This window comes from Winogradskyella sp. UBA3174, assembly GCF_002364335.1.
Classification (GTDB): Bacteria; Bacteroidota; Bacteroidia; order Flavobacteriales; family Flavobacteriaceae; genus Winogradskyella.
This window is the reverse complement of the sequence record NZ_DEXW01000048.1, coordinates 47,355-59,328: the sequence shown is the minus strand read 5'-3', so window position 1 is coordinate 59,328 and position 11,974 is coordinate 47,355. Positions and strand designations below refer to the sequence as shown.

Below are 11,974 nucleotides of genomic sequence, written 5' to 3'. Positions count from 1 at the left end.
TTTCGAGGCTTTTTATTAATCTTCAAGAGTTTCTACCTCCACATCGTCATCTGGTATAGTGAGACTGGTTTCAAAATTAGGTATAACCTGATCTATCAAAGGTTGATTTTTTAGTTGCTTTGCTTCAATAAACCACCAAAACCCCTCCGCTTCATTATAAACACCTAAAAGATAACTTTTAGATTTTATACGTTGTTGAGCCATTTTCATTTGATTAAAACCCTCAACAATACAGCGGTATTGTCCTTGCTCTTTTACAATATCTGAAACGCTAATAATATCTGCTTTTTCAAAAACAAAGCCTTGCATTTTCATTGTATCAAAAGTGCTTATTAAAAGCGTGAGCGCGGCATCTTGTCCGCCCATTAAATCTACTACTTTTGGAAGTGTATGATTTAAAACAGTTTCAAAATCCATTTCAAGTGTTGCTTTCGATGTTAGTTTAGCATCTTTTAGAGCGTCTTCTTTGGTTTGAGAAAATACACTTAGATTAATGGTTACTACAACTAGTAGTAGTAAATTTTTGAGTCTATTCATCTATTTTATTTTTAGCATTTTTCATGGCTTCACCAATCTGGTTGCTGGCGCTAAAACTAGCGACCATATCGTTTAGCATGTTACTTCCGGCCTGCGGAGAATTAGGTAATAAGATTAAGTTACTATTGGTTTGTTGTCCTATAGACTGAAGTGTATCATAATGCTGTGTTACCACAATAAGAGCAGAAGCTTCTTGAGAATTAATACCAACTTTATTTAAAACTTCTACAGACTCCTCTAAACCTCGAGCTATTTCGCGACGTTGGTCTGCAATACCTTGCCCTTGTAAACGTTTACTTTCGGCTTCTGCTTTTGCTTTTTCCACGATAAGAATACGCGCGGCATCACCTTCAAATTGGGCGGCTGTTTTTTCTCTATCAGCAGCATTAATTCTATTCATAGCCTCTTTTACTTGTGCGTCAGGATCTATGTCTGTTACTAAGGTTTTAATAATATCATAACCATATTCCATCATCGCATCGTTAAGTTCAGACTTAACAGCAATAGCAACATCGTCTTTGCGCACAAAAACGTCATCTAGTTTCATCTTTGGTACTTCTGCTCGTACCACATCAAAAACATAAGAGGTAATTTGGTCATGTGGATAATCTAGCTTGTAAAAAGCGTCATACACTTTATCTTTAATGACTTTATACTGAACAGAAACTTTTAGACGCACAAATACATCATCTAAAGTTTTGGTTTCAATCATAACGTCTAATTGTTGAATCTTTAGGCTTAGTTTACCAGAAATACGATCTACTAATGGAATTTTCATCTGTAACCCAGATTGTCTAATACTTTGAAATTTACCAAAGCGCTCTATAATCGCAGCGGTTTGTTGTTTCACGACAAAGAAGGCTGATATTAAAATAATTAATCCAAAAAATAGAATCGGAAAGAAAATAAAATTACCCATAATAAGTTTTTTAAGGTTAGTAAATACTAAAGATTAAAAGTAAGTAATATTAAATTATTTTACATAGGTTTGTTCTAATCAGCACTCAAATTGCATGAAAAATTCAAAACACCTCTTATTGGTCTTTATTTGTATCGCTTTTGTTACAATTGGTTACGCACAGCACAGACGTTATAAAATAAGCAATGGATTTGCGATTGGCGGAGGATTGACACAGTTTGATATTCTAACAGATAATTTTAATACTACAAAGGGTAATGGTTGGCTAATTAGCGCTTCTGCCACCGGAGATTTACCTCATAAATGGTATAACATTAGCTATGGTATGCAACTTTCTGAAAACACACTCGAAATAACAGGAGCTGAGTTTGATGAAGATGCCTTTCGAGACACACAGATAGAATACAAGTTAATGGCGGTACAGTTGTCGTTACTTTTTCATGTAAAAGTCATACCTAACTTTATTACATTAGATTTAGGTCCGGTAATTCAGTATAATGGAAAATTAGAAATGCAGTCTTCTGATGAAGAAAACCTTTTTGTAACATTAGCCGGTTCTGAGACCGTTTTAGCTAAGAATTTAGAAGATATTTCGCAGTTTAATGTAAACGGAGCTGTTGGAGCTACTTTAGGTTTTAAGTTCATAAAATTTAGAGCACAGTACATATACGGCTTCACTAATATGTTGAATAAACTAAATGACCAAGAGTTTAATTCAGGTGCAGGCAAGAGCAACTTTAAGGGTAATCAAAGTATGCTTACTTTTTCAGCCTTGATTACGTTTTAAAAATTGATTTGTCACTCTGAGTTTGTTTTAGAGTCTTATTTAAACTAGCCTATAAACTTTATTAAAGCCTCCACACGACTTACAGTTTCGTCTCTACCAATCATAAACATAATATCAAAAACGTCAGGACCTTGTAAAGCGCCAACCAAGGCTAAACGCAACGGCATCATTACTTTTCCGAAGCCAATTTCGTAGTCTGTAATCCAACCTTTAATGTTTGTTTGAAGGTTTTCAACCGTAAAATCATCAGTTGTTTTTACAAGCGCTATGACTTTATTAAGAACGTCAGTAGTACCTTCTTTTAAGGCTTTTTTAGAGGCCTTTTCATCATAAGACGTTGGTGCGGTAAAGAAGAAATCACTTAATTCCCAAAAACCGCTAATGAATGTTGCTCGTTCTTTTATTAAATGAACAACTAAAGCAATATAATTAACATCTACGTCTGCCAATTCTGGTTGTATAGATTTATACTGCTCAGCCAAATCCAAATCTAACTGTTGTTGCATATACTGGTGATTAAACCACTTTGTTTTATCAGGATCAAAACGCGCTCCAGCCTTATTAACTCTTGCTAAATCAAAATCTGAGATTAATTGCTCCAAATTAAACAGTTCTTGTTCTGTTCCTGGATTCCAACCTAAAAAGGCCAAGAAATTAATAACAGATTCTGCAAAATAACCATCTTCTTTGTAGCCCCTTGAGACTGTTCCGTCTGGTGCCGTATACTCTAAAGGAAACACAGGAAACCCTAATTTATCACCATCTCGTTTGCTTAATTTCCCTTTTCCAGTGGGTTTTAAAATTAAAGGAAGGTGTGCAAATTGCGGTGCCTCCCAACCAAATGCATCGTATAGTAATTTATGTAAAGCTAAAGAGGGTAGCCATTCCTCACCACGAATAACATGCGAGATTTCCATTAAATGGTCGTCTACAATATTTGCTAAATGATAGGTTGGCATACCGTCACTTTTAAATAGGATTTTGTCATCTAATACATTAGTGTCAATCGTCATGTTTCCACGAATAAGATCTTTTAAATGCAAGGTTTCATCTTGTGGAGACTTAAACCGAATTACAAAATCATCTCCAGACACAATTTTAGATTGCGTTTCTGCTTCAGTTAATACTAAAGAATTTACTAAACGTCCTTTTTCGCGATTGTGCCAATTGTAAATAAAGGTTTTACCTTCAGCTTCATGGCCTTTTCTGTGTGCATCTAATTGCTTAGGTGTATCAAAAGCGTAATAAGCATTGCCATTTGAAATCAATTGATCGGCATATTGCTTATATAAATGTTTACGCTCGCTTTGTCTGTAAGGGCCAAATTTCTCGTTCTTTCCTGGGCCTTCATCAAAAGGAATTTTACACCAATTTAAAGCGTTTACAATATAATCTTCTGCACCATCAACATAGCGATTTTGATCTGTATCTTCAATACGAAGTACAAAATCACCACCATGTTTTTTAGCAAATAAATAGTTGAATAAAGCAGTTCTTACACCACCAATATGTAAAGGTCCTGTTGGACTTGGCGCAAAGCGCACGCGTACGTTTTTAGACATAATTGCAAATTAAAGCGCAAAGATAGTTTGATAAGGTTTGAGAACAAAGTAAATAAAAATTTAAGATGTAATCATTTCTTTAGGAACACGCTTATTCATTATCCGAAACCATAAAGGCGGAATCATAGCTAAAACCATAGAGGTTGGGTAACCGTATGGCATTTGCGGACTTTCATCGTGGCAATCTAATACCTGATATTTTTTTGAAGATTTAAAATGATGATCGCTATGCCTTGTCAATTCATACAAAACAATTCTGCCAATAACATGGTTTGAATTCCATGAGTGCATTTCTTTAACGCGTTCGTACCGACCAGATTTAGTTGGTAAACGCAATAAGCCATAATGTTCAATATAATTCACAGTTTCAAGTAAAATAAAACCAATAATTCCCGAAAAAACAGCAAATAGTAAAGCTGCTGTACTAAATATTAAGACAATTGCTGATACGTAAGTGATTTGAAAAACAACATACCACAACATATCGTTCTTAATTGATAAGAAAGACTGGTTATTATTTTTTAATAACTTATTCTGAATTTTCCATGCACCAAAATATTGTCTAATTGTTGAGGTAAACCAAAATGAATACACACTTTGATTGTAACGCGCTGTTGCAGGATCTTCGGGTGTTGCTGCATGTAAATGATGGCCAAAATTGTGTTCAATATAAAAATGCATATAAAACGAAGGCAGAAGTAAAGCTTTTCCTAAAAAGCGTTCGTTTGTGGTTTGTCTGTGTCCGAGTTCATGCGCTACGTTAATACCATTAACACCTAAAACAATTCCAACAGAAACGATTAAACCTACAAATTCATACGTTGCTAAAATTTCATTTGACACTGTGAATAATGCATATATAATCAGCCCAAAAATTAAAGGTAAATTAAGATATAGTAACCAGTCAAAGAGGTTTTGTTTTAATTTACTATCCGCTTCTTCAGGTTTTAAATTGTCGGTATCTATTGGGAAAATAAGTTCTAATATAGGGATACAAACAAAGGCAAAAATCGGTGTAGCCCAAACCCAGTAACCCTTAAAATATAAGCCTATAAAGGCCATTATCGGTATTGAAAATGCTGCTAAGTATTTCAGATCCTTCATAAAAAGCGATATGATTTAACAATTAATTCCTCTAAATTAACAGAATCTTACCAAATTTAAAGAAATGGCTGTTAAAATAAAATCGTAAATTAGTCAGTTAGAATAGTATATGAGCAATTTTGAAACCATAAAACACAAATTAGAGCAGTTCATTAAAAGGTATTATACTAGTGAGTTGCTTAAAGGAGCTATCTTATTTTTTGCCATAGGCCTGTTGTATCTCATCGTTACTTTGTTTGTAGAATATATGCTTTGGTTAAACCCAACAGCAAGAACTATTTTATTTTGGACTTTTATTGCGGTAGAAATAGGTCTATTTATTAAGTTTATAGCTATCCCTATATCTCACTTATTTAAATTGAGACAAGGTATAAATTACGAAACAGCTTCAAAACTTATCGGAAACCATTTCCCAGAAGTCAATGACAAATTACTCAACGTACTTCAGTTAAATCAAAATTCAAAGCAATCTGATTTGCTTTTTGCAAGTATAGAACAGAAGTCTCAAGAGTTGCAACCTATTCCGTTTAAATCAGCAATTAATTTTAATTCTAATACCAAGTATTTAAAATATGCTGCCATACCAATTGTAATTATATTGTTATCTCTAGTTTCAGGAAAAATAAACTGGTTTAGCGATAGTTACGAGCGTGTTGTAAATTATCAAATGGCTTATGAGCCACCAGCACCATTTTATTTTTTTGTGATTAATGAATCGTTAGAAGCTATTGAAAACAAGAAGTTTAAACTATTGGTTTCAACAGCTGGTGATGTAATTCCAGAGAATCCGCAGATAAAATTTAATGGACAATCGTATTTTTTACAGCAGATTGCTCCAGGTGAGTTTCAATATACATTTAGTCTTCCTAAAGAAGCTGTTGAATTTACACTATTAGCAAATGATGTGTTATCTAAACAGTATACTTTAAACGTTATAAACACACCGAATTTGGTGAATTTCGAAATGATTTTAGACTATCCGTCTCACACTAAGAATCAAGACGAAACTCTTAAAAGCACTGGTTCTGCTGTGATTCCTGAAGGTACAAATGTAACCTGGAGAGCAAAAACAAAATCTACAACTAGCGTTAATATTTATGCTGCTGACACGTTGAGCTTCACCACAGGCGACAATGGTAATTTTGAAGCGTCAAAACGGTTATATAAAAACTATAATTACAGTATTTCAACAAGTAATAAAAGCCTTAAAGATTATGAGAATTTAGCATATAATATTAGTGTTGTTAGAGATATCTACCCAGTACTAAGTATTAAAGTTCAGAAAGATTCAATAGATCAACAAAGTTTATATTTCTATGGACAAGCAAGTGACGATTACGGCTTAAGCAAGTTACAGTTAGTGTATTATCCGTCTGAAGATGAATCTAAAAAGGTGATTGAGCCGATTAGTATTTCAAAATCTAATTTTAGCGAATTCGTGAGTGCGTTTCCTAATCAGTTTAATTTGGAAGAAGGAGTTAGTTATCAATTGTATTTCGAAGTTTTTGATAACGACGTAATTCATAATTACAAGCATACAAAAAGCAGCGTTTTTAGTTACCGAAAACGAACCAAAGACGAAGAAGAGCAGAAGCAACTCCAAGAACAAAACGAAACTATAAAAGATATTAGCAAAACGTTTGATAAGCTTCAAGAACAAGATAAAAAGTTAGAAGAGTTATCTAAAACTCAAAAAGAAAAGGAAAGCCTCAACTTTAATGACAAAAAGAAATTCGAAGATTTTTTAAAGCGTCAGAAGAATCAAGAACAGTTGATGAAAAACTTCAATAAAAAGCTTCAGGAGAATATAGAGGAGTTTCAGAATGAAAAGAAAGAAGAAGACCCATTTAAGGAAGATTTGAAAGAGCGCTTAAAAGAAAACGAAGAACAGTTAAAGCAAGACGAAAAATTACTTGAAGAACTTGAAGAATTAAAAGACAAAATAAACAAAGAAGAGTTTACCCAAAAGCTAGAAGAGTTAGCTAAACAAAACAAGAATAAGAAACGCAGCATGAAACAGCTTTTGGAATTAACCAAGCGTTTTTATGTAATGAAGAAAGCTGAAAAAATAGCGAGTGAACTCGAAAAATTAGCTGAGAAGCAAGAAGAGCTTTCGGAAAAAGATAAAGAAAACACTAAAGAAGCTCAGGAAGAATTAAATAAAGATTTTAATGAGTTACAAAAAGATTTAGATGATTTAAAGCAAGAAGATAGACGTCTTCAAAAACCAATGGATATCCCTAGGGACAAACCTTTAGAAGATGGTGTGAAATACGATCAGAAAAAAGCCAAAGAAGCTTTAGAAAAACAGGAACAGAGCGCAGAAGAACAAAAACCAGAAGTAGCCAAAGAGGAACAAGAGAAGGCAAAAGAAAGACAAAAGAAGGCTGCAAAGAAGATGAAAGAAATGAGCGAAATGCTAAAGCAGAGCGCTAGTGGTGGTGGTGGTGGCGACCAAATGTCTGAGGATATTGATACACTTCGTCAAATATTAGAAAATTTATTATTGTATTCGTTTGATCAAGAGTCACTTATGAATACGTTTGACGGTATTGATATAGATAATAATAAGTATGGCAAGTATATTATAGAACAAAGTAATCTTAGAGACCATTTTGAACACATAGACGATAGTTTATTTTCTTTATCATTAAGACAACCTAAGCTTTCGGAAAAAGTAAATTCTCAGATTACAGATGTATATTTTAATATAGATAAAGCACTTGGTCAACTCACAGAGAACAGATTGTATCAAGGTGTTTCATCTCAACAATACGCTATTACTGCAAGTAACGAATTAGCAAGTTTTTTAAGTGATGTTTTAGATAATATGGAAATGTCCATGAACCAACAACCAAGTTCTGGTTCTGGAGGTGGCGAGCAGCTTCAAGATATTATTATGAGCCAAGAAGAGCTAAACAAGGAGATGGAGGAAGGTGTTAAGAAAAGTGAAGAAGGAAAGGAAGGTGAAGAAGGAAAAGAAGGACAAGGCAAGAAACCAGGTGAAGAGGGAAAAGATGGTGAGGGAGAAAAACCTGGAGAAACAGGTAAAGAAGGCAAAGAAGGTGAAAGTGGTCAGAGTGGAGAGAATGGTAAAGATGGAAAACAACAAGGAAAAGATGGTGAAGGCGGTCAGAGTGGAGAGAATGGCAATAATAATAATAGTGAAGGTAAACAGGGCGGAAAAGAAGGCAAGAATGGAAAGGATGGTAAGAACGGAAAAAAAGGTGGTGAAGGAGCTGATGTAGAAGGCGAAAAGAATGATGGTTATGGTGAAGGAGGAAGTGAAGAACAAAATGGAGAGCTTTTCAAGATTTATCAGAAACAACAATTATTGCGTCAAGCATTAGAAGACCGAATGGTTAAAGAAGGTAAGATTGAATCTGCTGGCGAATTGATTAAAAAAATGGAGGACATCGAACTCGATTTATTAAATTCTGGGTTCACAAATCAAACCTTGCAAAAGATGATGGATTTACAACATCAATTACTCAAATTAGAGAATGCAACATTTATGCAAGGACAAGATTCTAAGCGTAAATCTGAAACTAATAAAAAGCAGTTTAACCAAACAAACCCAAGTCAAATACCAACAGCTAAACAATATTTTAATACTACTGAAATTTTAAATCGCCAAGTACTACCTTTGCAGAATCATTTTAAGAAAAAGATCCAAGAGTATTTTAAAAACACCAATGATTAGTTTTAACTACGAAACAGATTTTGAATTAGAAAATTCTAACGATATTTCTAAATGGATATCTAAAGCCATTTTAGAAGAGAACCGCAAAGAAGGAGAGATTAATTATATCTTTTGTACGGATGATTATTTGGTGAAAATTAATCAAGATTTTCTTAATCACGACACCTTAACTGACATCATAAGTTTTGATTATTCTATAGGAAAAGAACTACATGGTGACATCTATATTTCTGCAGATAGAGTGAAAGAGAATGCTATAGACTTTAAGGTTGTTTTTAAAGATGAAATAGCGAGAGTGATTATTCATGGTATTTTACATTATTGCGGATATAAAGACAAGAACCAGGAGGATGAAAAGTTGATGCGTTCAAAAGAAGATCACTACTTATCTAAGCGTTCTTAAGTATCGCTATTTCATTGTATATTTGCAAACTGAAATTTTTGAAACCAAATTGTTCCACGTGGAACATAAATGAATTGAATTATGTTTAATGACGTTTACGATGTTATAGTAGTTGGAGCTGGTCACGCAGGAAGTGAAGCAGCAGCAGCAGCAGCTAATATGGGAAGTAAAACACTGTTAATTACAATGAATCTTCAGAACATAGCACAGATGTCTTGTAATCCTGCAATGGGAGGAATCGCTAAGGGGCAAATAGTAAGAGAGATTGATGCGCTTGGAGGGTATAGCGGTATTGTATCAGATACATCTGCGATCCAATTCAAAATGTTGAACAAATCTAAAGGGCCTGCAATGTGGAGCCCTAGAGTGCAAAGCGATAGAATGCGCTTTGCGGAAGATTGGAGATTGTTATTAGAGGGCACACCAAATCTTGATTTTTACCAAGAAATGGTTTCAGGACTTATTGTAGAAAATCATAAAGTAGTTGGTGTTAAAACATCACTAGGAATAGAAGTAAGGGCTAAATCTGTAGTACTTACAAATGGAACTTTCCTTAACGGTCTAATACATATTGGTAACAAGAATTTTGGGGGAGGAAGAGCGGGTGAAAGAGCAGCAACCGGAATTACAGAACAGCTAAGAGAATTTGGCTTTGAGTCTGGTAGAATGAAAACAGGAACACCGCCAAGAGTAGACGGAAGATCATTGGATTACTCTAAAATGGTTGAACAACCTGGTGATGAAAAGCCAGAGAAATTTTCGTATTTAGATACGACGAGTATCCTTAAAGAACAGCGTTCTTGTCACATGACTCACACGAGTCAATTAGTTCATGATTTATTACGGGAAGGTTTTGATCGTTCTCCAATGTTTAACGGTAGAATTAAAAGTGTTGGACCACGTTATTGTCCATCTATAGAAGATAAGATTAATCGTTTCGCAGATAAAGATAGTCATCAGCTGTTTGTTGAGCCAGAAGGTTGGAATACTTGTGAGGTTTATGTCAACGGATTTTCAACATCTTTACCAGAAGATATTCAGTTTAAGGCATTACGTTCTGTTGTTGGTTTTGAAAATGTAAAATTCTTTAGACCCGGTTATGCTATAGAATACGATTATTTTCCACCAACACAATTAAAGCACACGCTTGAAACCAAGTTAGTGGAGGGTTTATATTTCGCAGGTCAGATTAACGGAACAACAGGTTACGAAGAAGCGGCATCCCAAGGATTAATGGCTGGTATAAATGCTAGCTTAAAAGTCCAAGAAAAGGAAGCTTTTACGCTGCAACGTGATGAAGCTTATATAGGAGTTTTAATAGATGATTTAATCACCAAAGGAACTGATGAGCCTTACAGAATGTTTACCTCTAGGGCAGAATACAGAACCTTACTAAGACAAGACAATGCGGATTTTAGACTAACACCAAAGGGGTATCAATTAGGATTAGCCTCTAAAAAGCGTCTAGATCGAATGCAAATTAAACAATCCAAGTCAGATGCTTTTGTTCAGTTTTTTAGAGACACAAGTGTAACTCCGGCAGAAGCAAACCCTGTTTTAGAGGCTAAAAGCTCTGCTCCCGTTAAACAACAAGATAAAATGTTTAAGTTATTTGCGAGACCCAATATCACAATAGACGATGTTCGTAAATTTGAATCAGTAGAGAACTTTATTCAGTCTAATGAATTAGATACTGAGGTACTTGAGCAAACAGCAATTCAAGTTAAGTATTCTGGTTATATAGAAAAGGAGAAGAACAATGCCGATAAACTAAATAGACTTGAGAATTTAAAAATTCCTGCAGGTTTTGACTATACAAAGCTTAAATCTATGAGTATGGAGGCAAGACAAAAATTAACAGCTATTGAACCAGTCACCATTTCTCAGGCTTCTCGTATCAGTGGTGTATCACCTAACGACATTTCTGTTTTATTAGTTTACTTAGGAAGATAAATAATATGTTCCACGTGAAACAATTTGTAAAATATTAGAAATTAAAGAACCGTATTCTCAAATTCGTGGCAAACCAAAATCCAACATATCTAACTGTAAAAGACCACTCTGTTTCAGGAGAAGAATTCCAATTGTTACACAATGAGGAGTTAGACATGTTAGAAACATTTCCGCAGCCACAAACAGATAAACTATCTAACTATTATAAAAGTGAAGACTATATTTCACACACAGATACAAAGCGCAATCTTTTAGAATATGTGTATCATTTAGTGCGTCAAGTTTCATTAAAGCGTAAGTTGAAACTTATTAATTCTTTTGATTCAAAGAATAAAAATTTACTAGACATTGGTTGTGGAACAGGTGATTTTTTGGAAACAGCTTTAAAAGCGAATTGGACGATTACAGGAATAGAACCTAACCAACAAGCAAGAAAAATCGCCAATTCAAAAACAAATAATTCTGTTTTTGAAATAGAGCATTTAGAAAAATTAGAACCTAATAGTTTTGATGTCATTACGCTTTGGCATGTTCTAGAGCATCTACCAGATTTAGAAATGCATGCAGCATTATTTAAATCACTTTTAAAACCAAAAGGAACTCTTGTAATTGCAGTTCCAAACTTTAAGAGTTATGATGCTAAATACTACAAAAACTTTTGGGCAGCTTACGATGTGCCAAGACATCTTTGGCACTTTTCTAAAACATCCATTTTAGAATTATTTAAAAAGCAAAATTTACAGTTGGTAAAAACGTTACCTATGATTTTTGACGCTTATTATGTGAGCTTGCTTTCGGAAAAATATAGATCAGGATTTATGAATCCATTCAAAGCATTTTGGATAGGTTTCAGGTCAAATCGTAAAGCAAGAAATACAAATGAGCATTCTTCTCATATTTACATCTTAAAAAGCGGCAATTCGTAATTTAAAAAGAGCTCCTTTTAGCTTTAGAACTAACCTAGTGATTTTATAACCAAAAAAAAAGAAACGTCCTTAAAACGCTT

General features: G+C 34.1%; 9 protein-coding genes. 5 read left to right on the top strand and 4 right to left on the bottom strand.

Annotation, left to right across the window (positions count from 1 at the left end; translation table 11 throughout):
* Window positions 1-15: 15 nt before the first annotated feature.
* Both B2U95_RS09210 and B2U95_RS09205 read right to left on the bottom strand, forming a co-directional pair.
* Window positions 16-537: a hypothetical protein gene (locus tag B2U95_RS09210; RefSeq protein WP_296315369.1), complete on the bottom strand. Its 522-nt coding sequence runs from the start codon at window positions 535-537 to the stop codon at window positions 16-18.
* A complete protein-coding gene (locus tag B2U95_RS09205) occupies window positions 530-1,456 on the bottom strand; it encodes an SPFH domain-containing protein (protein WP_296315368.1) in 927 nt (308 codons plus the stop codon). The genes B2U95_RS09210 and B2U95_RS09205 overlap by 8 nt, the downstream gene beginning before the upstream one ends.
* Before the next feature lie 94 nt (window positions 1,457-1,550).
* Between B2U95_RS09205 and B2U95_RS09200 the strand changes: the two genes are divergently transcribed.
* A complete protein-coding gene (locus tag B2U95_RS09200; RefSeq protein WP_296315365.1) occupies window positions 1,551-2,243 on the top strand; it encodes a hypothetical protein in 693 nt (230 codons plus the stop codon).
* Between the two features lie 44 nt (window positions 2,244-2,287).
* Here the strand turns inward: B2U95_RS09200 and gltX are convergent, their stop codons facing one another.
* Window positions 2,288-3,805 carry a glutamate--tRNA ligase gene (gltX, locus tag B2U95_RS09195; RefSeq protein WP_296315363.1) on the bottom strand — a complete coding sequence of 506 codons (1,518 nt, stop codon included), beginning with the start codon at window positions 3,803-3,805 and terminating at the stop codon, window positions 2,288-2,290.
* Between the two features lie 60 nt (window positions 3,806-3,865).
* On the bottom strand, window positions 3,866-4,909 hold the full coding sequence (locus tag B2U95_RS09190) for an alkane 1-monooxygenase (RefSeq protein ID WP_296315361.1): 1,044 nt from the start codon (window positions 4,907-4,909) through the stop codon (window positions 3,866-3,868).
* Window positions 4,910-5,018: 109 nt separating this feature from the next.
* On the opposite strand from B2U95_RS09190, the gene B2U95_RS09185 reads away from it, so the two are divergent.
* The 4 genes from B2U95_RS09185 (at window position 5,019) to B2U95_RS09170 (ending at window position 11,894) form a co-directional block, all read left to right on the top strand.
* Window positions 5,019-8,612, top strand: a complete 3,594-nt coding sequence (locus B2U95_RS09185) for a DUF4175 family protein (protein WP_296315359.1) — start codon at window positions 5,019-5,021, stop codon at window positions 8,610-8,612.
* The gene (gene ybeY / locus B2U95_RS09180) at window positions 8,605-9,015 is read left to right on the top strand and encodes an rRNA maturation RNase YbeY (protein WP_296315357.1); all 411 of its coding nucleotides are present in this window, start codon (window positions 8,605-8,607) and stop codon (window positions 9,013-9,015) included. Before B2U95_RS09185 ends, ybeY begins: the two co-directional genes overlap by 8 nt.
* Before the next feature lie 81 nt (window positions 9,016-9,096).
* On the top strand, window positions 9,097-10,968 hold the full coding sequence (mnmG, locus tag B2U95_RS09175; RefSeq protein WP_296315354.1) for a tRNA uridine-5-carboxymethylaminomethyl(34) synthesis enzyme MnmG: 1,872 nt from the start codon (window positions 9,097-9,099) through the stop codon (window positions 10,966-10,968).
* Between the two features lie 65 nt (window positions 10,969-11,033).
* The gene (locus B2U95_RS09170; protein ID WP_296315353.1) at window positions 11,034-11,894 is read left to right on the top strand and encodes a class I SAM-dependent methyltransferase; all 861 of its coding nucleotides are present in this window, start codon (window positions 11,034-11,036) and stop codon (window positions 11,892-11,894) included.
* Window positions 11,895-11,974: the final 80 nt, after the last annotated feature.